Genomic DNA, 23,832 nt, shown 5'->3' on the forward strand with positions numbered 1-23,832 from the left:
GGTTAACGATTTATAATACCGAAAGACCGCATGAGGCACTAAATAATATGACGCCGATTGAATTTAAAACACAAAAACAGGCAGCATGATTTTCTACGTGAGTTGTGTACTAAGCTTGGGGTATTTACAATATCAAAATGGGTTTATTGAACGATTTAACCGTTCGTACGGTACAGAGGTATTGGATTTATATCTTTTTGACAAGCTGGAACAGGCAAGCAAGGTTACCGAAGAATGGCTAACAATTTATAACACCGAAAGACCGCATGAGGCATTAAATAACATGACGCCGATTGAATTTAAAACTCGAAAACAGGTAGCGTAATTTTTTAGGTGGGTTTTGTGCTAAAAATGGGGTATTTACAGATTTATATTTAAAAAAATACACATTATTATTTGATATCTGTTGGATTAGTATATCTATTTCCATTGGAACAATACTCTTTCTTTACCAGCTCCTATACTCTTTCTTGAAATCTTTATCAAAGGTATTTCCCCTGTATTTTTCGTATGTGTTCCTCCGCACGGTATTTTATAATCACCACATATCCAATATCTTACATCAGGATATTTGGGATCTACCTCAATTGGAGTGGGAATATTATCAAGGATAATTGAATTGGCTTTTTCTTCTATTATTTTTATCTCTTCCTGGGAAAATCTATAATCCGTAAGAAAATCAAGGCGACCACCCTGTGGTTTTATATGGCATCCGAGTATATGGGTCACAATATCGCTCTTAAGCAAGTCTATAGCCATATACATAACATGAGTAGCTGAATGACTTTGAGTTAATAAATTTCTTCTGTCTGTATTTATTGTAATGATTACTTCATCTCCAGTAGTAAATTTATTTAATAAATATAAATCTTCAGAAAATATTTTATGAATTATTTTACCTCCAATTTTACAATCTGGATAATTAATGTTATTTATTTTGGATGTTTCTATTAATTGAGTGTCAATAAAATTTATTTTTATACTTGGATCGTTTTTTAAACACATTTCCCCGTGATCTCCCTCTTGACCGCCCCCCTCTGGAAACGCTATAGTAGAATCGAGTTCAATATATTCTCCATATATATTAATTATTTTTGCTGTTAAACATTGTATATCTGGGTACAAATAATACGCTTTTATTGTATTCATAATTAAGTGACTTTAAAGTTAAGGATATATTAAATAATATGTTAAACATCATAAGTTATATTGGCAATACTCCCATTGTAAAATTAAAAAATATTTTTGATTATAAAAAAGCACCCATATTCGTAAAACTTGAAGAATTTAATCCAGGAGGTAGTGTAAAATCCAGACCTGGCAAATTTATGGTTGTGGATGCCCATCAACGTGGAATTTTAAATAATAAAAAAATAATTTTAGAAGCAACAGGAGGCAACACAGGCTTAGGAATTACACTTTCAGCTATAAATCTTGGCTATAAAGTTCACTTAGTTATCCCCGATAATTTCAGCCGTGAAAAAATTAAAACATTAGAAAGTTATGGTGCTAAAATTATTCTTTCCGATCATAAAACAGGCCCTGGTTCTCATATTCGTCTCGCCAAAAAAATTTTGGAATCTGAAAATAAATACATAAATTTAGATCAATTTTCTAATCCTGCTAATCCATTATCACATTATTTAACAACTGGCCCTGAAATTATTAATCAATTAAATATAAACAACGTAGATGTTTTTGTTGCAGGGATAGGGTCTGGAGGTACCTTAATGGGAGTGGGAAAATATTTAAAAGGGATAGATAGTAAAACTAAAATCATTGGAGTTCAACCTGAATAATGTGATTTTTTAAATAATAAATTTTCCTCACATAAAATAGAAGCCATTGCTGTCGGAATCATTCCATCTATTGTGGATTTAACTATTATAAATAAAATGATTAATGTTAACTTTGAGGAAGTTATGGATTTAAGAAATTGGTTAAGCAAAAAAAATGGATTATTTGTAGGAATTTCATCAGGAGCTAATATTTTAGCTGCTTTTAAAGAAGCGATGAACCATGAAAAAAATAAAATTATTGTAACAATAGCACCTGATAGCGGTAAAAGTTATATGGAATATTAAAATTATGATAAATTCAAGCATCTCAGATGAAAGTATTTTACTCTCTAAAATTATTTATTTATTAAATAGATTCAACATAAAATATTTATCAAAAGAAGACATTATTTATTTATATGATTCATTAGAAAAGGATAAAAATGCGTTTTTGCAAAAAGATCCTTCAACTCAGGGGGGCTCTACCTATTTATTGTTATCTTTTTCTTCATTTGATAGCGTAGTTGGATATCGTATAGCAAATTATATTTATAAGAAATATGAAGAAAAAATTGACGCAAAAAAAATTTCTGAATATATAAAAGTAAAAACAGGAATAGAAATCCATCCTGCCTCAACAAAGGTTGCAATTTTGTGATAGATCATGGTGTAGGAACGGTCATTGGAGAAACCTGTATTATAGGTAATAATTGCTATTTTTTGCAGAATATTATATTAGGTTCCTCAAAAATTGCGCAGAATAAAGAAGGGGGAAGACATCCAATAATTGGGCACAATGTCGAAATTGGCGGATATGTAAGAATATTCGGGAGAATTACAATAGGTAACAATGTAAAAATATCTCCGCATTCTATTATTTATAATGATGTTCCTGATAACCACATTGTAACAATAAAAAATACTAAACAATATATTAAGGTAGCCGTTCAATGAGATACTTATATTTTTTCCTTACATTACTCTTTGTGTCATTTTTAGCCACTGGAGGGATCTTTGTCAAATTAAGTGAATTAGGACCTATTAGTACAGGTTTTTATAGGGTACTGTTTAGCATTCCAATACTATATCCTTTTTTTAAAATAGAAAAAAGAAATAAAGTGATCTGTAAAGATAAACTTTTACTCTATATTTCTGGAGGATTTCTAGCAGGGGATTTAATACTGTGGAATATATCTTTTTCATATACGACAGTCGCAAATGCAAATTTATTAGCAAATTTAGTCCCTTTTAGTATAGTGCCGGCCTGCTATTTTTTATATAAAGAAAAAATATCAAAAAAATTTTTACTAGGATTGTTTTTAGCTTTATTAGGGCTTTTTATCCTGATCACCGGTAAACAAAATACTAACGAAGGAAATGTCTTTGGTGATTTTCTTGCATTTATGACATCTATTTTTTATGCCTTATTTTTACTCATTGTTTACAAAGTAAGAACTAGAGTATCTAGCGTACAAGTTATGTATTATAGTGCCTTTGGTTCAGTTGTTGTCCTTTTATTAGCCAGTTTAATTATGGAGGGAGTTAGTTACCCTACAAGTTGGAGAGAACTATGGCCTCTTATTGGGTTAGCTATTTTTTCCCAAATACTAGGGCAAGGTGGCCTTAGCTATATTCTAGGAAAAATATCTGCTAGCCTTGCATCAATATTAGTTCTTATGCAGCCTGTTATTTCCGCATTATATGCTTATATTCTTTTTCATGAAAATCTATCTCTCCAAGAAATTCTAGGAATATTTATTGTTATAGTCGGGATTTTCTTTGCTAAAAATAAATAATCTTTCTATCCTTTTTTAAGACTGAATTCGGTACAATTTAGAATTCAGTTTTTAATTTTTGTAGTTGCTGAAGTGGATGGAAAATTAGTTACAGCTTTCTATCAAAAAGAATTCAAAGAATTAGTATGTAAATACCGCTTTTGGGGCGAGGCTCAAAGATCAATTTTACATTGATATAGTTAATAAACAAGTTGTTATATTACTTTTTTAACTGTATTACGATATCGCTTTTGGGCACACAACTGCAGGCTAAAATTTGATTATTTCTTTTTATTGCTGATTGCGTTAGTGGATTGACTTTGCCTTTTTTCAACACAACTAAGCAACGACCACATATACCAGTACGGCAAGAATAAGGTAATGTTATTTTATTTTGTTCTAATTGTTCTAAAATGGTTTGCTTATTATTACCTTTAATGGTTTTTTCTTCGAAAATAATTGAATAACACTGTTCTTCACTTTTTTCTTCAGGTGGGAAAGCTTTAATGTAGTTTTTGGCCGGTTGCCGTGCCAATACTTCTATTTTATCATCAACTGAAATTTTTCCATGGTCTCGAGCAATCATATTTACGCCAAAATCGATTTGTCCTTGTTCATCTGTTCTAAAATACCCTAATGTTTTAAGCGGTTCATTATTATTTAATGGTTTTCCTGTATTAACATTCATTGTGGTTAATATACAACGAGTACAAGGCTTTACAATATCAAAGATTACCTCACCAATTTTAATTGTTTTCCAACCATCTTCGGCAAAAGGTAGTGTACCTTGAATAATAATATTTGCACGAAACTGTCTGATATCAAGTTTTTCTGGGCATAGATGTTGTAAATAATCAAATGAAGATTTATTTATTAGCAAATAAGGATAACCATCAGCAAAACTGACAGGTATTTTTTGGTAGCGTTTTGTGCGACGTGATAATTGATGTCCAAGCCAACGTAATTGCACATCCTTTTGTAAAAACTGGCTTATGAATTGGTTAACCTTAATTGGTGCTATATATGAAGTAAAACGGTTTCCAAAGACTTCGGTTGGTTCAGCATTATTCGAAAAATCGTCTAAATTTATTATGATCTTTTCTCCTGATGGAAGTGTGACATGGATATCATTTTTTATAATAGCTGTTTCTACTTTTAAAAGCTCAGGATATTGCCTTGCAGTAATGAACGTACCATCAGGTTCAGTAATCATCAAAATGCGATCATTCTCAAAGCCACCGTCAACGGCGTTGGCTTTTGTTAATGATATACCTTGCGTCGATTTGACAGGATATATATAGATCTGGTTAATAGAAATCATGATATATTAAGTTAACTATAAATGTGTTGGTATGATTATATAAATATTAATTAATAAATTATAGATAATAATGTAACTCTACTTGATATTATAAAAATATGTTATTTAATTATAATGTTAAACTTTTAATTCTGTATAACTAATTTCTACAATAGAATAATAAACTTTTCCATTAGGCGTCATAACGACTATTTCATCATCAATTTTATGTCCAATTAAAGCTCTGGCAACAGGACTATTTATTGATATCCAATTTTTTTTAGGATCAAACTCGTCAGCTCCAACAATACGATAGATACGCAAATTGCCATCTTCATCCTCTAATTTTATCCAAGCACCAAAAAACACTTTTCCCTCTTGCCTTGGATCTGGATCGACAATGACCAGTGACTCTAATCGCTTGGTTAAGAAACGTACTCGCCTATCGATTTCTCGTAATCGGCGTTTACCGTAGATATATTCGGCGTTTTCACTACGATCCCCTAAAGCTGCAGCATCTGATACTGCTTGAGTAACTTTAGGTCTTTCCTCTTTCCATAAATATTTTAGTTCACGATCAAGCGCTAAGTAGCCTTCTCTTGTTATGTAATCTGCTTTTTTCATATCATGCTATATCTATTATATCGTTTTTCTTTGTTTATTAAGATTGTTTGTATAAAACTTAAAGCTATTTTTAGTTGCAGGAATTTTAAAGTATAAATAGTGAGAATAATTCTTACATCTTATAATTATATCTCGACAAAAGATTTTTTGCAGGTCAAGAAAAATATCCGTTTTAATGCTTGCTTAGTTGATTAATATAAAAATAAACCCCGAATAATATCGAGGTTTGTCAGTGAGTTGCACCATTTTAAATGGAACATTTTTATAAGTAATATCAATTGAAAACCGACTTACTAAGCTTTGTATTTTTTCATGACAATTGAGGCATTAGTACCACCAAAACCGAAACTATTTGACATGACTGTTGTTAGTTCACGCTCGGTTGGTTCAGTAATAATATTCATGCCAATTGCAGCTTCATCTAATTCATCAATATTAATGCTTGGGGTAATAAAGCCATGCTCTAACATTAATAGTGAATAGATAAGTTCTTGTGCACCAGTTGCACTTAGTGAGTGACCCGTCATTGATTTAGTTGATGAAATAGCGGGAATATTATCACCAAATACTTGTTTAATTGCCCATAATTCTTTGACATCACCCACTGGGGTTGATGTGCCGTGAGTATTGATATAATCAACAGGAACATCTAAATCTTGGATAGCAAGTTGCATACAACGCATTGCGCCTTCACCCGATGGGGCAACCATGTCATGACCATCTGATGTTGCGCCATAGCCAACTAGTTCACCATAAATGTGAGCACCACGAGCAAGTGCGTGTTCTAATTCTTCAACCACAACCATACCAGCACCGCCAGCAATAACAAAACCATCGCGGTTTTTGTCATAAGCGCGTGATGCCTTTTCTGGGTTGTCATTATATTTGGTTGATAAAGCCCCCATGGCGTCAAATTCGCATGACATTTCCCAACAAAGCTCTTCACCACCACCTGCAAATACAATGTCTTGTTTACCAAGTTGAATTAGCTCTGCTGCATGCCCAATACAGTGAACTGATGTTGCACAAGCTGATGTCATTGAGTAGCTAATACCTTTAATTTTAAATGGCGTTGCTAAACAGGCTGAAATCGCTGATGACATTGATTTGGTTACCGCATAAGGTCCCACACCACGTAATCCCTTTTCTTTCATTCCAGCAACAACATTATATTGCGTCTTGGTTGAACCACCATAACCTGCAATTAACCCAGTACGAGGGTTAGAAACTTGTTCTGGTGTTAATTTGGCATCCTCAATTGCTTGTTGTAAAGCTAAATAACCATAAATAGAAGCATCATTCATGAAGCGAACAATTTTACGATCAATCAGTCCGGTTGTGTCGAGTTTGACATTTCCGCATACATGGCTACGCATTCCGCTATCTTTCATTTCTTGGGAAAAAGTAATACCGCTACGACCTATTTTTAGTGATTCTAAAACTTCTTTAGTATTATTCCCAATACTTGAAAGAATTCCTAACCCTGTAATTACAACACGTTTCATTTACTATTTAGCTCCTAAGTTATTTGGCTTCATACTTAAAGTGTGTTGATTATAGCGTACGCTTGTAAGCTGAACAATACCTTAGCTCTTTTTTTATTTTAAATAAAATTTTAGCTTGTTATTTTTTAGTAAAAATAGAATATTTGTTTTGTTATTGAGTAGAAAAGTGCATGGTTTTGGTTGCATCCAATAATAAGATTGCTATAATGCTGTATATATATACAGTTTAATGGTGGTTTTAATATGAATGAAAAAATGATAACGAAGCTTGAAATATTAGCTGAATCGGCGAAATATGATATCTCTTGTTCGTCAAGTGGTGCGTCAAGAAGTAACAAAGGTAGAGGTATTGGTAATGCGCATAAATCTGGAATCTGCCATACATTTACTGCTGATGGAAGGTGTGTTTCGTTACTTAAAATTATGTTGACGAATTATTGTATGTTTGATTGCGCTTATTGTATTAATCGACAAAGTAACGACATACCAAGAGCAGGCTTTACACCAAGAGAGTTGGCCGATTTGACCATCGAATTTTATCGTCGCAATTATATTGAAGGTTTGTTTATTAGTTCAGGCATTGTAAGAAACCCTGATCATACGATGGAAAAGATGATCAGAGTGGTAAAAATCTTGCGTAATGAGCATGGTTTTAATGGTTATATTCATATGAAAGCGATCCCTGGTGCAAGTAATGAACTTATTGATCAAGCAGGTTTATTGGTTGATAGGATGAGTGTTAATTTAGAAATCCCAACCGAAGAAAATCTTAAATTATTAGCGCCCGATAAAGATCATCAAAGCATTTATCAACCAATGCGCCAAATTCATCAAAATTTGCTAGAAAATATTGAAGATCGCAAAAAATTTCGATCTACCCCTAAATTTGTACCTGCAGGGCAAAGTACGCAAGTGATTATAGGTGCGACAGATGAATCAGATAAACAAATTTTGCAATTAACGTCTAAGCTCTATAAAAGACCAAGCATGAAACGAGTTTATTATTCGGGATTTATTCCTGTAAATGGCTACGATAAACGTTTGCCCGTTGTTCAAGATGTACCCAGAATGCGTGAAAACCGTTTATACCAAGCGGATTGGTTATTACGTTTTTATGATTTTAGTGTCGATGAAATTGTGAACGATCAGCATCCTGATCTTGATTTAACAGTTGATCCTAAGCTGGCTTGGGCAATTCGCAATCCACAGTATTTTCCTGTTGATGTTAACCGTGATAGTTATCAAAAAATTTTGCGTGTGCCAGGTATAGGGGTTAAATCAGCAAAGTTAATTGTGATGGCAAGGCGTCACCGTAAACTCACTTTTGAGGCACTTAAACGTATTGGGGTAGTTTTAAAACGTGCAAAGTTTTTTGTTGTGTGTCATGAAATGAAAAAATTTAAATTGCTTGATTCATCGGCCGATTATATCCGACTTACTTTGCAAGAACCGCCTTTGCAAGAACGATCTTTATTAGAAGATAAGCCAAATAATGCTCCTGAGCAATTGGCGATGGGGTGGTAAAGTATGTTAGCGTTTTATTATGATAAAAGCTTTGAAAGTTTGCTTTGTGCAGTTTTTGATGCTTTTAAACTTAAAAAAATGCCAGAATGTTTGTTAACGGCACAGCAGGTTGAGCCTTTGTTAGTGTCTGACAGGCATCATGTTGAATTTAGTGAGCTTAAATATGAGCGAGTGCGTGTGGCATTAATTAAAAAGGTTAGCAAAATTGCACTTCGCCATTTAATGTATGTGTGGCTATCAGAATTGCCCGAAAGCGATTTGACTGTTTTTCGTTATATTTGTAAGGTTTTTAAATCATCTCAATCAATCGAAACTGATTTTGCTGATCACGATGTGTTAACCGTGCATGATATTGCAAAAAAAGTAAGTCGAGAACGGCATCGTGTGATGCAATTTGTACGCTTTAATGCTATTAGTCATCCACTTAACAGTGAATTTGAGCATCATGATAATAATGATAAAGTGTATTTTTCGGTTATCGCTCCTATTTATAATGTATTACCATTAGTTCTTAGCTTTTTTAAAGCGCGTTTTGCCGATCAAAAATGGGCGATATATGACGAAAAGCGTGAATATGGTTATTTTTATAATTTACACACTATTGAGCCTGTTTCGCTTGTTAATAAGGATGATTTGATTATTCACAGCCAAGTTAATCAGCAATATCTAACGAAAGAAGAAGCATTATTTCAAACCATGTGGCAACGCTATTGCAATGCGTTAACTATCAAAGAACGTATCAATCCTAAATTACAACGGCAACAGATGCCAAGTCGATTTTGGCATTATCTGCCAGAAATGAGGCCAGTATTAAAATAAACCTTTAATTAAAATGACTTATATTTAAGGAAACGACGCATTGGAATGATAACACATTTCAAACAAAAAAATTAAGGGGTAACTGTTTTTTAAATTCAACGGGAGGCAAATAGCCTAACGAAGAATGTAATCGTTTATGATTATACCAATAAGCATAAGCCGAAAAAGCGCGTTGTAACTCAGCCGTTGAGTTGAAACTCAATTTCAGGATAAAGCGTAAACAGCGTATTCCACCCCGAACCCCTAAAAAGTTATCGGTTCCTAATAAACAAGGTGAATGTTGGTCAATGGATTTTATGAGTGACAGCAGCCGTAATCAACGTCGCTTTAGGACATTCAATGTCATCGATGACTTTAACCGAGAAGCATTAGGCATTGATATTGCGGTCAGTTTACCTGCAGGTAGAATCATTCGTTATCTGGATAAACTGGCTCAATACCATGGTTATCCGTTAAAAATACGGGTCGATAATGGGCCAGAATTCACTGGAAAAACGTTTACTAATTGGGCAAAATTACATGGTATTACTATTGATTATATTGAGCCTGGTAGCCCATATCAAAACGGTTATATTGAGCGATTTAACCGAACTTATCGAACCGAGGTGTTAGATTTATATCTTTTTAACAACCTAGAGCAAGCAAGGAGAATGACTGAAGAATGGTTAACGATTTATAATACCGAAAGACCGCATGAGGCGTTAAATAACATGACACCGATTGAGTATAAAACACTAAAACAGGCAGCGTGATTTTCTATGTGAGTTTTGTACTAAGCTTGGGGTATTTACATTCCGCTTATGCCAATTCATTAAAAAATAATAAATGATTAATAATAAACAATGGTATTAAGATAGTGACAGACCATTTCATATAACCAAAAAAGCCTGGCATGTTGATTTTGTGTTGCGTTGCAATACTTTTAACCATAAAGTTAGGAGCGTTACCAATATAACTTAATGCTCCCATAAATACTGATCCCATTGATATGGCGAGTAATGTTTTTGTCATTGTTGTCATTAATATATTGGCATCACCTGAAGCTAAATTAAAAAATACCAAATAAGTCGGTGCATTATCTAAAAATCCTGATAATAATCCCGATAACCAAAAATATCGGCCATCAATGGGATTACCTTGTTCTGAAGTCACAAAAGATACCAAAGGTGCTAAGGCACCATTGCTACCTGCTCGTAATATCGCGATAACTGGGACTATCGTAATGAAAATACCAATAAATAGCTTAGCAACTTCGATTATGGCATCCCAATTAAATTCGTTACCTGCTCGCACTTGTTTTGGGGTGATTACTATTGATATCAGGCTGATTAGCATAAACATTCCATCGCGAACTAAATTTTGTAACGCAATATTTACCCCTAAAAAGCTAAAACTCACCGATGATTGCCAAATACCCGACAGCAACACACCTATGACAATGGCGATCAATAAAATAATATTAAACTTGCCATAAACCTTAACTGGGTGTGGTTTTGACATTAGAATGTTGGCCTGTATTTTTCCATATTGTTGGCGGAAATAATAGTTATCAATCACATAATAAATGGCTAATAACAATATAGCGTTTAGTAATACGGGTAATAGCATATGCCTTACTGTCCAAGTAAAATTAACTCCTTTTAAAAAGCCAATAAAGAGCGGTGGATCGCCTAATGGTGTTAATCCGCCACCTATGTTAGCCACTAAAAAAATGAAAAAGATAATAGTGTGCGTGGCGTGTTGGCGTTGGCGATTGGCCCTAATTAAAGGACGAATCATCAACATTGCTGCACCCGTTGTACCCATAATTGAGGCCAGTAAGGTGCCTATAGCTAATAAACCAACGTTTAATTTAGGTGTACTAATAACTTCACTTTTAATCAAAATTCCACCCGAAACGGTAAAAAGCGCCAGCAATAATAAAATAAAAGGAATATATTCAACAATAATGGCATGTACGGTTAAGTCGATAGTCGGTTGTAGACCAAAGAAGTAAAACGTAAAAAATAAAAACAGTAAGGTCCAAATAGCAATGATTTTTCCGTAGTGATAATGCCAAAGTCGCGATAAAAAAAGCGGCATTAATGCAATGGATAATAAAATTCCGATGAATGGAATTGAAAAATAAAGCGATAAATCATGGCCATTTAAACCAGTAGCAAAAGTCCCAGATGAAAAGAGAGATAAGGTAATAAAAGTAAAAAATGTTTTCATATCAGATTAAAGACTTTATGGTGATAATATTTTATATAAGGAACAATTATAGCAAAGAGTTTAAAAAATTACTTTAAAATCAATTAATAAAGAAGAGTAAAATTAATTGTTTATCTGAAATATTTTACAAAATCAATGGTGAGTGTGATGATGACTAAAAATACTGGCCAATTCAACACAATATTGCTATAGCATAGGCAATGGTTTTTTCGCATATTACAGATAAAAGCGTTATAATAGCGTGCTATTTGATTATAGAGAGTTTTTCATGCCGACACCGTCATCCATAAAAAAGTCCCAATTACATTGCCGAAACAAACATCAAGACGGTTATGATTTTGCAAAGCTTATCAATATACTACCCGAGCTATCTCACTATGTAAATCGAAATCCCTATGGTAATTTATCGATTGATTTTGCCGATCCGATGGCGGTTAAAATGTTAAATAAAGCTTTGCTGTTTAGCTATTATCAGATGAGTTATTGGGATATCCCAGACGGTTATTTATGCCCGCCTATTCCTGGTCGAGCGGATTATATTCACTATTTAGCCGATTTATTAGCGCAAGACAATCAAAATCATATCCCAACAGGTAAGCAAATTAATGTATTGGATATTGGCGTTGGTGCTAATGTGATTTACCCTATTATTGGTTGTGCTGAATATGGTTGGTCATTTGTCGGGAGTGATATTAATTCAGTTGCGATCAAAGTTGCTTCGTTAATAACACAATCCAATGCGTTATTAAAAAATACTTTGCAGTGTCGATTACAAAAAGACAATAAAGCGATTTTTAGGCATATTATTAAGCCTAACGAGTTTTATACCTTAACGTTGTGTAATCCACCTTTTCATGCTTCGGCACAAGACGCGTTGGCAAGTACGCAAAACAAACTGAAGAAGTTAGGCAAGTTAACGTCTTCCACTCAAAAAACTGTGCTTAATTTTGGTGGGCAACATGCCGAACTTTGGTGTCAAGGTGGTGAAAGTACTTTTATTAGTAATATGATTAACGAAAGTACTCAATATAAAACTCAATGCTTGTGGTTTACTTCATTAGTGTCGAAAAAAGAGACCTTGTCGGTAATCAACAAAAAATTAAAGCAAGCTAATGTTGTTGAAAGCCATATTGTTCCTATGGCTCAAGGGCAAAAAATCAGCCGATTTGTTGCATGGACTTTCTTTAATCAACATGAACGCCAACAACTTTTATCAAAAAACACCTTAAGAACAGAAGTTTAAAAATTATAACTAAATATTTTTAAATAATTTTTTGATGAAATATTGCTTGAGTGCGTTTAGTTCATTTCTATAAATATTTCGATAGCTTATTGTCTTGCTTTTGGTTAAGATGGGTGATTATTTAATCACCACCGTTAACTCACCTAAATCTTCAATAAGCATAGGAAATACCGATATGAATAGTAATCAAACAGCTCAGCTCATTAAGCAGCTACAAGGTATTGTTGGACAAAAATACACGTTAACTAATCCTAACCATACGCTACCTTATCGCCAAGGTATTCGTTTTGGTGAAGGTGATGCATTGGCTGTTGTGTTGCCTGGAACGTTAGTTGAGCAGTGGCAGGTGTTAAAAGCGTGTGTTGAAGCGGATGTTATTGTTATTACACAATCTGCAAATACGGGCTTAACAGGGGGCTCAACACCAGATGGTAATGATTATGATCGTCCTATTGTGATTGTCAGTGCTCGCCGTTTGGATGGCATTAACGTGATTGAAAACGGCGAGCAAGTTGTTTGTTTGCCGGGTAGTACGTTATTTCGGTTAGAAAAAGAGTTAAAAAAATATCATCGCGGTCCTCACTCAGTTATTGGGTCATCTTGCATTGGTGCATCAGTGATGGGGGGTGTATGCAATAATTCAGGTGGAGCGCTTATTCAGCGTGGTCCTGCTTATACGCAAATGGCGGTGTTTGCTCAATTAGATGCGCAAGGTCAGTTGCACTTAGTCAATCATTTAGGTATTGAATTAGGAGATGAACCAGAAAAAATTTTACAAAATCTGCAAAATCATGCTTATAGTGATAAAGACATTAAGCGTGATGCAGGCTTAGGTCATGATCATCATTATTGTGATCATGTTCGTGAAATTGATGCCGATACGCCTGCTCGGTTTAATGCTGATCCAGCTCGTCATTATGAAGCCTCTGGCAGTGCAGGCCGTTTGATGGTTTTTGCTGTGCGGCTTGATACTTTCCCTTTAGAGAAAAAATCAGCCGTATTTTACATAGGTACAAATGATATCAATGAATTAAATGGTATTCGTCGCCATATTTTAGGCCAATTTAAAACATTGCCTGTGTCGGGCGAATATATACACCGTGTGGCGTTTGATATTGCCGCGGTTTATGGTAAACCGTCCTTTTTAGCTATTAAAAAGCTAGGTACGGATATGATGCCACGCATGTTTGTGTTTAAGAACTTTGTTGATCGTGTTACGGCGAAAATTCCATTTTTTCCAAAGAACTTTTCAGATCGGTTTTCTATCTTTGCTTGCAAATTTTTGCCAAATCATTTACCAAAATCAATGCGTGATTATCGTGATCGTTATGAACATCATCTTATTTTAAAAATGGCCGATGATGGGATTGCAGAAGCCGAGGCTTTTTTAAAAGATTATTTTCAAAATAAAAATGGTAATTACTTTTTATGTGATGAAAAAGAAGCCGAAGCAGCAATGCTACACCGTTTTGCAGCAGCAGGTGCGGCAACGGCTTATCGTAATGTACATAGTAAAACGGTAGAAAACATCGTTGCATTAGATATTGCATTAAAGCGTAATGATACCGATTGGTTTGAAACGCTGCCAGAAAACATTGATCAAAACTTTATTTATAAAATGTATTATGGGCATTTTTTCTGTTATGTATTTCATCAAGATTATATAGCTAAAAAAGGGGTGGATTGTGATAAAGTTAAGGAGGAGATTTTAGCATTGCTTGATCAGCGTGGTGCGCAATACCCAGCCGAGCACAATGTTGGGCATTTATATCATGCCAATGCGGATTTGAAAAAATTCTATCAAGAACTTGATCCAACAAATAGCCTTAATCCTGGTATAGGTAAAACCTCTAAGAAGAAAAATTGGGCTTAATTCTTTGTTGTTAACGTTAAATTTTAGGGTTATAAACAATAAAAACCGCTAGGAACCCATCTAGCGGTTTTTATTTCAGTATCCTAATGTAATAAATCTACTATCACACTATTTAATCACAATAATTTTTTTAATTGATATAACATTTCTAACGCTTGTTTTGGCGTTAATGCATCAGGGTCGATCTGTTTTAAGGCTTCTTCAACTTCTGATGGTTCTGGTTCGTCAATAAAGGAGAGTTGCGATTTGTCGACATGGCTGTTAGCCGATTGTTTTGAGATCACTTCTAACTCTTTTAGTTTTTGTTTAGCACGTTTTAAAATCGGTCTTGGTACACCAGCAAGCCCAGCAACGGCAATCCCAAAACTTTTACTAGCAGCGCCTTCTGAGACTTCGTGAATAAAAGCCACTGTGTTGTCGTGTTCAATGGCATCAAAGTGGATGTTATAAACGCCTTGCATATGCTCAGGAAGTTGTGTCAGTTCGAAGTAGTGCGTGGCAAATAGTGTCATTGATTTGATCTCATTGGCAAGATTTTCAGCACAGGCCCAAGCAAGCGAAAGCCCATCATAGGTTGAAGTCCCTCGACCAATTTCGTCCATTAAAACAAGGCTTTGCGCTGTCGCATTATGCATAATGTTGGCTGTTTCGGTCATTTCTACCATAAAGGTAGAGCGCCCCGAAGCTAAGTCATCACAAGCCCCAATACGGGTAAAAATACGATCAACTGGCCCAATTACTGCTTTCGATGCAGGAACAAAACTACCAATGTAAGCAAGTAAAACAATTAATGCTGCTTGGCGCATGTAAGTGCTCTTTCCGCCCATGTTAGGGCCAGTAATAATTAGCATTCGCCTTGCTGGTGAAAGGTGTAGCGAATTACGAATAAACGGTGTTTGTAGAACTTGTTCAATGACAACATGACGTCCGTCTTGAATCTCAATACCTGCTTGTGTTGACAATGTTGGACGTTGATAATTGAGCGTTAATGCTCGCTCAGCAAGGTTAGTTAAAACATCAAGCTCTGCAATTGCCTCGGCACTCGTTTGCATATCAGCCAAGTCTGGCATTAATTGATCAAAGAGTTGTTCGTATAGCTGTTTTTCAAGTGCTAATGCTCGGCCTTTTGAGGTAAGTACTTTATCTTCGTACTCTTTCAGTTCTGGAATAATATAACGTTCTACATTTTTCAATGTTTGGCGTCTAGTATAATGAATCGGCGCAAGGTGGCTTTGTCCACGACTAATTTGGATGTAATAACCATGCACTGCATTAAATCCAACTTTTAATGTATCAATGCCGAGTGTTTCACGCTCTCTTATTTCAAGTTGTTCAAGGTAATTGGTTGCGCCATCAGCAAGATTACGCAGTTCGTCTAATTCACTATTGTAGCCTGTTGCAATCACACCGCCATCACGAATAATAGCGGGTGGTGTTTCAACAATTGCACTGTTTAATAACGTGGCAATATGATCGAATTGGTTAATTTTGGTTTGTAAAGTTTGTAAATAAGGCGAACTAAATTGTCCTAATAAAAAATGTAATTGTGGCAATAAGTTATAGGCATCACGCAAACGCGCAAAATCCCGTGGACGAGCTGTGTGTAGCGCCAGTCTTGCTAAAACACGTTCAAGATCGCCCATTTGTTTTAATAATGGTAATGCGTCATCAATATGTTGTTGTAATTCAGCAATGGCATCTTGGCGGTTTTGTAAAGTTTCAATATGACGAATTGGCGAATGCAACCAGCGTTTAAGCATTCGACTACCCATTGGAGTTTGTGTTTTATCTAATACATCTGCAACCGTATTTGATGTACTGCCCGATAAGTTTTCGGTGATTTCTAAGTTGTGACGAGTTGCGGCATCTAATACCACAAAGTCATATGTTGACTGTTTGATAATTGAACGTATATGGGGTAGAGCTGTGCGTTGGGTATCTTTAACGTATTGTAATAAACAACCAGCAGCACAAAGTGCATATTGGCATGCCTCTACGCCAAAACCGACTAAATCATTCGTACCAAATTGTAAATTGAGTTGTTGTTTTGCTGTTTCTAGATCAAAATCCCATTGTGGACGACGACGCAAACCATGGCGATGTTCAATTAAAGGCATTGATTCAAAATCTTCAGGATATAACAATTCAACAGGGCTTGTTCGTTGCAGTTCAGCTTGCATTGCTTCAAAGCTATCGCATTCAAAAACATAAAAGCGACCAGAACTCATATCAAGCGTGGCATAGCCATAATGTTTTTTATGTTGCCAAATTGAAGCCAGTAAATTATCTTTGCGATCTTCTAGTAATAATTCGTCACTGACTGTTCCGGGTGTCACAATACGGACAACTTTTCGTTCAACTGGTCCTTTACTTGTCGCAGGATCGCCAATTTGTTCACAAATAGCAACCGATTCGCCTAGCGAAATTAACTTAGCTAAATAACTTTCAACCGCATGATAGGGCACACCTGCCATAGGAATTGGTTCACCATTTGACGAACCACGTTTAGTAAGTGAAATATCTAAAAGCTGAGATGCTCGTTTAGCATCATCATAAAACATCTCATAAAAATCACCCATACGATAAAATAATAAAATATCAGGGTTTTCAGCTTTAAGTTTTAAATATTGCTGCATCATTGGGGTGTGGTTGGCTAAATTTCCGTTATCATTCATGGCGACTGTTCTTTTTACTGTTTATTTTCAATTGGTTGTAATTTTTGTTTGTCTCACTAAAAATCATGAAATCTCATAAAAATGCAGATATACGCAATTATTAGTGTAACCAAAAGTATAACAAAATACACTTTTTATAGTATAAAAAACAAGTTGGCTACACTAACTAATAGTATCATTATAACCGATTATTGTTTTCTAATAGAGATCTATTTTTATGGCAAATGACGGAAAAAAGGATTATCCCATCAGGCTATACTGATATCAAGCTTGCTGATAAGCCATTAACCGATATAAAAGAGAAGAGAAGAGAAGAGAAGAGAAGGTTAATTTGTTGTCTTTCCACTTACGTGTAAACTGTTATCACAAAAAACTGACCGAATATACATGGTGTTAACAAAGTGGTAATGAAATGTTAGCCATTTTCCACTGGACTACACACGAGTTACGTTGAACTGTACGTGGATTATCAAGGTTACACTGTCCCAGTTAAGTTTCCCAGGCTATATTAGGGCACTTAGGTAAAGGAAGTGAAGGAACTTGTGATCTGTATAGTTATGATAATGAATGCTGAGAATGGTTACAGAAATTGGGGATTTGAATGGTTTGCATGAAACTAATGGAAAGGATTGATGATGAGTCAGTATTCACCTCTCCATAATATTACGCCACCGATTATTAATCTGGTTGCTGAAATAAGTGAGAAATTAGGCCACTGGTCGGCAACGGGTAAACTTGCTTCGCCCCAATTACGTAAAGAGAATCGGATACGAACTATTCAGGCGTCGTTAGCCATTGAGCATTTTAGAATCTTTATCAGCATCTTCATGGTCTTGGTTAGCAACTAGCCCAGTTCGTTCATATTTAAGAAATGCTGTACCTAATCCCAACTGTAGAAATTCCTCGTGTTGTTTCCAGTAATTTAAGAAACTACTGGAAACAATGCAAGTTATTGCTGCCGGTAATATTAAAAATCAAATTGATAAATCAGATCCAATGTTTGTGCTAAGCTTGATGTTGCATCCAAATAAAGATTTGGCATCAGCCTATAACGTAAAGTAAATGTCGCTAGTGAATCAAAAATACCGACACCATATTTTAGTTGTAAACTAGGTAATATATACCCACTCACCACAACTTTAGAATTGTTACCAGCACCTTGCGTATCAAGTGTTAGATTTTTGATGCCAAATACATTACCGATATCACCAATATATTTACCAGTTTTTGCTGTGCCAATACCAACTAGTAGTGCTGTCATCATGTCACTATCACTTTGTTCGGCGTTATCAATTCCTTGACCTCGAATTAAGTAGGATAGAGCTTCTTGTTGTGGCATGGCAGGATCAGAAAACACTTCAACCTTAGGTGATTGTGATGATCCTGTAACACGGATTCCTGCCGTGATATTATTGTTTTCCATTGCTTCTGGATTGCGAATTGCTTCAATATCAAGCATGGCTTGATCAGTTGCTCCTGAAAAGGTAATGACGCCTTTGTGAATAATTAAATCTTGTCCATAGGCATAAAATCGCCCTTTGGGAATTAATACTTCGCCATGCAGATCAAGGCCTTTATTGGTTTGTGTCGCCGTTAAATTACCTTTAAGGGATGCTTTTAAACCAAATGCATCGACAGTCACTTTATCACCGATATCAATTTCAACATGGCCATTGATTTTCATGCCAAATTCTTGAGGTTTTATCTCTTTCCGATTAGCGTCGAGCATAACTTCGTCAGGTGATAGATCAACACTTGAAGCCGGCAGTGATTCAACCGTTATTTTCCCTTTGGGAATACTTACTTTTCCTAGTAACGTTAATTCATCTTGTGTGGCATTGATTTTAATATCAGGAACAACAGTCATAACAATCATTGGTGGAACAGACACTTCCATTGCTGCGCCATTAACAGTTAATGAGGCTTGCCATTTATCAAAGGTATTCCAGTTTGCATCACCGTTAATATTCACATTGCCAGCGTGTGTGGTTAAAACACCTTTTAATGTAGATGATTTACCATTGAAATTGATATTAACCTTAGCGGATTTAATATCAATCGGTAATTGGCTTGATTGTATTTCGCTATGTTGCAGGTTTATGTTACCTGTTAACAACGGATCATTTAATGAACCAGAGAATTTAACCATTCCATTAATGTCACCTTTGGCATAATCTTTGCTGTCTAATAATGGATTAATAATCGCTAACGCTAAGTGATCTATCTGTAATTGACCACTTAATTTTTTTTGTTCAGTTGGATCTATAATAGCAACATTACCGTTGATTTTGCCTAGCTTATTTAAGTCAAAATTCCAATCTAATTTAGCTTGTTGCTCATTAAACTCTGCATCAATTTTGAATAGTTTGAACGGTAGTGATAGTGCTTGCGAAGTAACCATTTGTTGAATATAAACATCATTACTTGTTATATTCGCTTTTATTGATGGCATTGTATTGTTGTTATTAAATAGGATGTCTATTTTTCCATTAACATTACCAGCAAGTTTGGTTTCACCATTATTTAACATTGGTAATTTCGATAGATTGATTTTTTTGATCGTGATACTGGTATCGCTATTTTTAGCGATCAGTAATTTTTTATCAAGGCATATACTTGAATTATCATTTATCCAACAGTGAGCATTAACGGCGGGTATTTGGTTGTTGACATCATAAGATAAGTCTAACGATTTAGCGAGTTGCCAATTATTATTCTTGCCTAAATTGAGTAGGGCATGTGGCATTGTTCCACTCCATTTTGTGCGATCTTTATCTAGCTGACCTATTAACGAAGTAGTTAATGAAGCTAGCTCACCATCAATCTTCATCGTTAGCGTATGGTGACTCTCGTTACCAGATAGTTCAATATTGGCATTTTTAATGGTTTGACTTGGTAGTTCTATTGATTGTCCTGTAAGTTTGATGTTGCCACTGGCTTGTTCTTTGTATTCAACTTTTCCTGTAAGGTTGGCTTTAGCTACTTTGATTGCATCAAAAGAGAGCGAATTAATCGACAAATTGGTATCGATAATGGTATTGTTAGCTGAACCATTGAGTTTAATATTACCCACAACCGATCCTTCCATACCGTCAACCAATAACGATAATGATTCAAGATTTAGCTTAGCTAGTAGGTTACCTTTTTTGCTTGAGCCATTTAAATTGAGTTGGTTTTTACCCCACTTGATCGCAAAATCATTTGCAGTGACTTTATTTTCAGAATTAATAAACACGCTACCGGATGTTAACAGATCAGCGTGATTGATATTACCTTTTAACTGTAAATCGGATAAATTAAATTCCCATTTATCACCTTCTAATGAACCAGTTGTTTTTAATTGACCGTTTAATTGAATGGGATAATTTGGTAGTTCTTTGGTGATATTAACCTTATTGAGTTTTATATTGGTATCCCATTGTAGTGCTTGTTGCCAATTGGCCTTTCCTGCTATGTTAATTTCGCCTTGAGGTAACTTAATGGTACCATGTTCAATGATTGCATCTTGATTGGTGCCAGTGCCTGCAATGTCAAAGACCATGTTGGCCAACTCTTTACTTTTTAGGTTACCTTTCGCTGATATTTGATATTGTTGCACATTACCATTTATTGATGCGGCAAAATCATCTAATTGATACTGTGCTTGCCCTTCGATTGGCCATTGGATATGCTTACCTTCAAGTTGGGTCATAATAGGCAAGTATTTTTCTATAAAATTGATGTGCCCACTTATTTTCATTTGATTTGAGCCATCAAGGGTTGTGTTGGTTAACAGCTTTCCAAGCAATTTGCCAGAAAATTGTGCATTTAATTGGTTTTGTTCGGTATTTGCTTTGACTAACGCTAATAACGGCCAGTCATCACGCAAAGTAATCTCGCCCGATACAGAAGCATGCCCATTGGCATAAGGTGTTGTTGCATCGGTGTCGAGTTGTTTTACAATAATACGACTATTAATAATATTGGTTTGAATTGCAACATTATTAAATCGATAATCTTGTCCAGCTATATGTAATAGCCAATTATCACCGGTTAAGCTTGTTACATTAATATCTAATGGAATGTTAACTTGAGGTAGTGATTCAATTAGAGGTTGATTAAATAGTTGTGTGATTTTTTCATTAAGTGCAATATCTTTGTCATCTGTTTTTTTAATGGGCAGATTGGTTGCTTTATTATCTGCAAAAATAGCACTTAGATCCATTGCCACAGTAGGGTATACATAAATTTGTTTACTTGCCCATGTGGCTTTGCCGGTAAAATCAGACATGCCAAATTGCATATCATTTACTGTGACTTTGATATGAGTTAAGTGGATATTTTTAATGTCTATAGGCAATGGAGTTTTGATAACTAAAGGTTTTTCTGAAGTAGGTTTATTATCAGTTGAACTTTCGATTTCATTAGGTGAATTTTCTATTTTTGTCGTATCAATATTAACCGTTACACCATTAGCATCAAATTGCTTTATACATATTTCAGTTTTTAATAAACAAAGCCCAGTTAGTGAAAATGAAGCATCATTAACCTGAACATCAATACCTGGTAATTCAAGTGAAAGCTCTTGTATATGCAGATCATGAAATGTTCCTTCAACTTGGGCTATCTTTAACTCAGGTAACAATTTATTTAAAACATAGGTGGTTAATTTTACACCAAGACTTGTGTATATAAATAAGGTCACAAAAGCAATTAAAAAGACAATGACAGCTAAAATAGCTATACTGCGTTTTTTCCATTTACGTATTCGTTTTATTTTTTTTATTTTTTTAATTCTAATTGAATTTTTAGCCATATTATAATTCGCTTCCTAGACCAATATATAGGTGAATAGACACAGTGTTTTTGTTAAATGGTGTTGCTAAATCCATTTTTATTGGTCCAACAGGCGAAGCCCAACGAATACCAATCCCTGTTCCTGTATAAAATTTGGTTGTATCAACTTTATCTATGGCTTCACCAGTGTCAACAAAGGCAGCTCCCCACCATGAACCCGATAAATTATATTGGTATTCAATTGAGCCTGTAATGAGCTTTGAAGCACCTTTTAATTTGCCTTTTTTATCTTTAGGCGAAATAGATTGATAACTATAACCACGAATACTACGCTCACCTCCAGCAAAAAATCGAAATGATGGTGGAACGCGATCAAAGTCACTTGCTTGTATAATACCAAAATTACCACGAGCAATAAATCGATGTGATTTTTTTATAGAGCGAATCCAAGTTTGTTGTGCTTGAAAGCGAATTAAATTAATATCTGACCCCAATGAATTTGCAGCAGCTTCGATGGAGTAACGTTGTGAATCTCCCCACATTGCTAATAAACTACCATCAGAACGGACTCTAGATAAGCTAATTGAAGGATAATATAAAAATGTTTTAAAGCTTGCATCGCCTTGGGTAAAGTCATCGCGTAATATATTAAAACCTAAAGCGGTTTGCCAGCCATAAAAATTATCCCAGTTGCGTAGTATTCCAAAAGTATGAGAACGTGAATAGGTATCATTATTATCTATCTTTTTATAACCACCTTGAATAGTATAATATTGCTCAATAGGGGATTTTTTTAATGGTATTTTGTAACTCATGGTAATTATTTGTTCCGGTGAGGATAGCGATAAATTACTTTGAAAACTTTGTCCTCGGCTATTTATCCATGGTTTATTCCAACCAATTTTACCATGTACACCGTTATCTGTTGAAAATCCTAAACCTAAGTCCATGTTATTTTTTTTGCGTGGCGAGGTTTCAACATCAATTGGAAGTATTTTATCTTCTGTTAAATGAGGAAAATCAGGCACAACCACTACAGAATTAAACCAACTTGTTGAGGTAAGGCGTCTATTTAACAATGATAACTGTTCGGCAGTATATTCTTCACCTTCTTTAAATGGCACAATATTAGCTAAATAATCATCCCGAATTTTGGCATTATGAAAAGTCACTTTTCCTAGACGATAACGTTTACCTGTAGTGTAATCAATATTCCAAAATGCTTTATTTTCAGACATTGAAACAGCTAATTGATGTTTGGGCATATCGGCATCGAAGTAACCTTTTTTGAGTGATAAACTTTGTAGGCTTTTTTTAAATGACTCATAAACACCATGATTTAGCACATCACCGATTTTAGGTAAGTTGTTTTTTAATAAATAGTTAAAATCAGGATCTTGTTGTCCATCACCAGTTATATTTACATTAAGTTGCTCAATCAATACAGGCGTGCCTGGTGATATATTAACAGTAAGAACCTTGGCATTTTGTACGTTATATTCGAAAGTGGGTGAATAGTAACCTAAAGCGCGTAGTGCTTTTTTCACTTCGCTTTCAAAATACCGCTTAAAATTGGGGGTATCCTCAACTTTATTAGGGGTAATTAATGAAATGCGTGCATCAACGTTGTCGGCTAATTCTCCTGATAATCCTTTAATGGATAGTTTCATGTCAGCATAACTTGATGTTGCTGTCATTATCAAAAGTAAACCTAACGAGCAGGAAA

General features: G+C 34.9%; 20 protein-coding genes and 2 pseudogenes. 13 read left to right on the forward strand and 9 right to left on the reverse strand.

What is annotated here, in order from left to right; all coding sequences use genetic code 11:
- The first annotated feature begins 8 nt into the window (after positions 1-8).
- The gene (locus GQ590_RS12885) at positions 9-89 is read left to right on the forward strand and encodes an IS3 family transposase (protein ID WP_368669163.1); all 81 of its coding nucleotides are present in this window, start codon (positions 9-11) and stop codon (positions 87-89) included.
- 44 nt (positions 90-133) lie between these two features.
- Positions 134-325 (forward strand): annotated as a pseudogene (locus GQ590_RS07130) (transposase); the annotation flags it as partial.
- 95 nt (positions 326-420) lie between these two features.
- On the opposite strand, the gene GQ590_RS07135 reads toward GQ590_RS07130, so the two are convergent.
- Positions 421-1,149: an alanyl-tRNA editing protein gene (locus GQ590_RS07135; protein ID WP_160409098.1), complete on the reverse strand. Its 729-nt coding sequence runs from the start codon at positions 1,147-1,149 to the stop codon at positions 421-423.
- A gap of 38 nt (positions 1,150-1,187) precedes the next feature.
- Here GQ590_RS07135 and GQ590_RS07140 point away from each other — a divergent pair, with 38 nt between their 5' ends.
- The 5 genes from GQ590_RS07140 to GQ590_RS07155 all read left to right on the forward strand — a co-directional run bounded on the left by GQ590_RS07140 (position 1,188) and on the right by GQ590_RS07155 (position 3,574).
- Positions 1,188-1,799 carry a PLP-dependent cysteine synthase family protein gene (locus GQ590_RS07140; protein ID WP_202112920.1) on the forward strand — a complete coding sequence of 204 codons (612 nt, stop codon included), beginning with the start codon at positions 1,188-1,190 and terminating at the stop codon, positions 1,797-1,799.
- 123 nt (positions 1,800-1,922) lie between these two features.
- Complete coding sequence (locus tag GQ590_RS12260; RefSeq protein WP_202112921.1) at positions 1,923-2,084, forward strand: hypothetical protein; 162 nt, start codon at positions 1,923-1,925, stop codon at positions 2,082-2,084.
- Positions 2,085-2,088: 4 nt separating this feature from the next.
- Positions 2,089-2,436, forward strand: coding sequence for a hypothetical protein (locus tag GQ590_RS07145; RefSeq protein ID WP_160409100.1), 348 nt, complete (start codon positions 2,089-2,091; stop codon positions 2,434-2,436).
- A complete protein-coding gene (locus GQ590_RS07150; protein WP_160409102.1) occupies positions 2,433-2,732 on the forward strand; it encodes a hypothetical protein in 300 nt (99 codons plus the stop codon). The genes GQ590_RS07145 and GQ590_RS07150 overlap by 4 nt, the downstream gene beginning before the upstream one ends.
- Positions 2,729-3,574: a DMT family transporter gene (locus GQ590_RS07155; RefSeq protein WP_065566497.1), complete on the forward strand. Its 846-nt coding sequence runs from the start codon at positions 2,729-2,731 to the stop codon at positions 3,572-3,574. Before GQ590_RS07150 ends, GQ590_RS07155 begins: the two co-directional genes overlap by 4 nt.
- Positions 3,575-3,773: 199 nt before the next feature.
- Here the strand turns inward: GQ590_RS07155 and GQ590_RS07160 are convergent, their stop codons facing one another.
- The 3 genes from GQ590_RS07160 to fabB all read right to left on the reverse strand — a co-directional run bounded on the left by GQ590_RS07160 (position 3,774) and on the right by fabB (position 6,982).
- Positions 3,774-4,874, reverse strand: a complete 1,101-nt coding sequence (locus GQ590_RS07160; protein WP_160409103.1) for a YcbX family protein — start codon at positions 4,872-4,874, stop codon at positions 3,774-3,776.
- A 117-nt stretch (positions 4,875-4,991) separates the two neighbouring features.
- Positions 4,992-5,477: a transcription elongation factor GreB gene (gene greB, locus GQ590_RS07165; protein WP_160409105.1), complete on the reverse strand. Its 486-nt coding sequence runs from the start codon at positions 5,475-5,477 to the stop codon at positions 4,992-4,994.
- 293 nt (positions 5,478-5,770) lie between these two features.
- Positions 5,771-6,982 (reverse strand): beta-ketoacyl-ACP synthase I, encoded by a 1,212-nt coding sequence (gene fabB, locus GQ590_RS07170; RefSeq protein WP_065636530.1) that lies wholly within the window; start codon positions 6,980-6,982, stop codon positions 5,771-5,773.
- 243 nt (positions 6,983-7,225) lie between these two features.
- On the opposite strand from fabB, the gene GQ590_RS07175 reads away from it, so the two are divergent.
- The gene (locus GQ590_RS07175) at positions 7,226-8,506 is read left to right on the forward strand and encodes a putative DNA modification/repair radical SAM protein (protein ID WP_160409108.1); all 1,281 of its coding nucleotides are present in this window, start codon (positions 7,226-7,228) and stop codon (positions 8,504-8,506) included.
- 3 nt (positions 8,507-8,509) lie between these two features.
- Positions 8,510-9,325: a TIGR03915 family putative DNA repair protein gene (locus GQ590_RS07180; protein ID WP_160409110.1), complete on the forward strand. Its 816-nt coding sequence runs from the start codon at positions 8,510-8,512 to the stop codon at positions 9,323-9,325.
- Between the two features lie 58 nt (positions 9,326-9,383).
- Here the strand turns inward: GQ590_RS07180 and GQ590_RS12890 are convergent, their stop codons facing one another.
- Positions 9,384-9,527, reverse strand: coding sequence for an IS3 family transposase (locus tag GQ590_RS12890; protein ID WP_160422565.1), 144 nt, complete (start codon positions 9,525-9,527; stop codon positions 9,384-9,386).
- Here GQ590_RS12890 and GQ590_RS07190 point away from each other — a divergent pair.
- Complete coding sequence (locus tag GQ590_RS07190; protein WP_160422567.1) at positions 9,517-10,077, forward strand: IS3 family transposase; 561 nt, start codon at positions 9,517-9,519, stop codon at positions 10,075-10,077. The genes GQ590_RS12890 and GQ590_RS07190 overlap by 11 nt on opposite strands.
- A 46-nt stretch (positions 10,078-10,123) precedes the next feature.
- Here the strand turns inward: GQ590_RS07190 and GQ590_RS07195 are convergent, their stop codons facing one another.
- Positions 10,124-11,539 (reverse strand): sodium:proton antiporter, encoded by a 1,416-nt coding sequence (locus GQ590_RS07195; protein WP_160407813.1) that lies wholly within the window; start codon positions 11,537-11,539, stop codon positions 10,124-10,126.
- A gap of 268 nt (positions 11,540-11,807) precedes the next feature.
- On the opposite strand from GQ590_RS07195, the gene rlmF reads away from it, so the two are divergent.
- Together rlmF and dld are read left to right on the forward strand one after the other, a co-directional pair.
- The gene (gene rlmF / locus GQ590_RS07200; protein ID WP_160407815.1) at positions 11,808-12,782 is read left to right on the forward strand and encodes a 23S rRNA (adenine(1618)-N(6))-methyltransferase RlmF; all 975 of its coding nucleotides are present in this window, start codon (positions 11,808-11,810) and stop codon (positions 12,780-12,782) included.
- Between the two features lie 175 nt (positions 12,783-12,957).
- Entirely contained in the window at positions 12,958-14,655 is a 1,698-nt protein-coding gene (dld, locus tag GQ590_RS07205; protein WP_160407817.1) for a D-lactate dehydrogenase, read from the forward strand.
- 116 nt (positions 14,656-14,771) lie between these two features.
- Here the strand turns inward: dld and mutS are convergent, their stop codons facing one another.
- The gene (mutS, locus tag GQ590_RS07210) at positions 14,772-17,330 is read right to left on the reverse strand and encodes a DNA mismatch repair protein MutS (RefSeq protein WP_160407819.1); all 2,559 of its coding nucleotides are present in this window, start codon (positions 17,328-17,330) and stop codon (positions 14,772-14,774) included.
- 635 nt (positions 17,331-17,965) lie between these two features.
- On the opposite strand from mutS, the pseudogene GQ590_RS12895 reads away from it, so the two are divergent.
- Positions 17,966-18,133: pseudogene (locus GQ590_RS12895) on the forward strand (Fic family protein); the annotation flags it as partial.
- Between the two features lie 164 nt (positions 18,134-18,297).
- Here the strand turns inward: GQ590_RS12895 and GQ590_RS07215 are convergent.
- Complete coding sequence (locus GQ590_RS07215) at positions 18,298-22,125, reverse strand: translocation/assembly module TamB domain-containing protein (RefSeq protein ID WP_160407821.1); 3,828 nt, start codon at positions 22,123-22,125, stop codon at positions 18,298-18,300.
- 1 nt (position 22,126) lies between these two features.
- Complete coding sequence (locus GQ590_RS07220; RefSeq protein WP_160407823.1) at positions 22,127-23,803, reverse strand: autotransporter assembly complex family protein; 1,677 nt, start codon at positions 23,801-23,803, stop codon at positions 22,127-22,129.
- Positions 23,804-23,832 lie beyond the last annotated feature (29 nt).

Source organism: Gilliamella sp. Lep-s35 (assembly GCF_009795845.1).
Lineage (GTDB): Bacteria > Pseudomonadota > Gammaproteobacteria > Enterobacterales > Orbaceae > Gilliamella.

Coding starts and splice junctions, on each gene's coding strand:
- GQ590_RS07135 (WP_160409098.1), bottom strand. CDS start 1,149: ATGAATACAATAAAAGCGTATTATTTGTACCCAGATATACAATGTTTA.
- GQ590_RS07140 (WP_202112920.1), top strand. CDS start 1,188: ATGTTAAACATCATAAGTTATATTGGCAATACTCCCATTGTAAAATTA.
- GQ590_RS12260 (WP_202112921.1), top strand. CDS start 1,923: ATGGATTTAAGAAATTGGTTAAGCAAAAAAAATGGATTATTTGTAGGA.
- GQ590_RS07145 (WP_160409100.1), top strand. CDS start 2,089: ATGATAAATTCAAGCATCTCAGATGAAAGTATTTTACTCTCTAAAATT.
- GQ590_RS07155 (WP_065566497.1), top strand. CDS start 2,729: ATGAGATACTTATATTTTTTCCTTACATTACTCTTTGTGTCATTTTTA.
- GQ590_RS07160 (WP_160409103.1), bottom strand. CDS start 4,874: ATGATTTCTATTAACCAGATCTATATATATCCTGTCAAATCGACGCAA.
- greB (WP_160409105.1), bottom strand. CDS start 5,477: ATGAAAAAAGCAGATTACATAACAAGAGAAGGCTACTTAGCGCTTGAT.
- fabB (WP_065636530.1), bottom strand. CDS start 6,982: ATGAAACGTGTTGTAATTACAGGGTTAGGAATTCTTTCAAGTATTGGG.
- GQ590_RS07175 (WP_160409108.1), top strand. CDS start 7,226: ATGAATGAAAAAATGATAACGAAGCTTGAAATATTAGCTGAATCGGCG.
- GQ590_RS07180 (WP_160409110.1), top strand. CDS start 8,510: ATGTTAGCGTTTTATTATGATAAAAGCTTTGAAAGTTTGCTTTGTGCA.
- GQ590_RS07195 (WP_160407813.1), bottom strand. CDS start 11,539: ATGAAAACATTTTTTACTTTTATTACCTTATCTCTCTTTTCATCTGGG.
- rlmF (WP_160407815.1), top strand. CDS start 11,808: ATGCCGACACCGTCATCCATAAAAAAGTCCCAATTACATTGCCGAAAC.
- dld (WP_160407817.1), top strand. CDS start 12,958: ATGAATAGTAATCAAACAGCTCAGCTCATTAAGCAGCTACAAGGTATT.
- mutS (WP_160407819.1), bottom strand. CDS start 17,330: ATGAATGATAACGGAAATTTAGCCAACCACACCCCAATGATGCAGCAA.
- GQ590_RS07215 (WP_160407821.1), bottom strand. CDS start 22,125: ATGGCTAAAAATTCAATTAGAATTAAAAAAATAAAAAAAATAAAACGA.
- GQ590_RS07220 (WP_160407823.1), bottom strand. CDS start 23,803: ATGACAGCAACATCAAGTTATGCTGACATGAAACTATCCATTAAAGGA.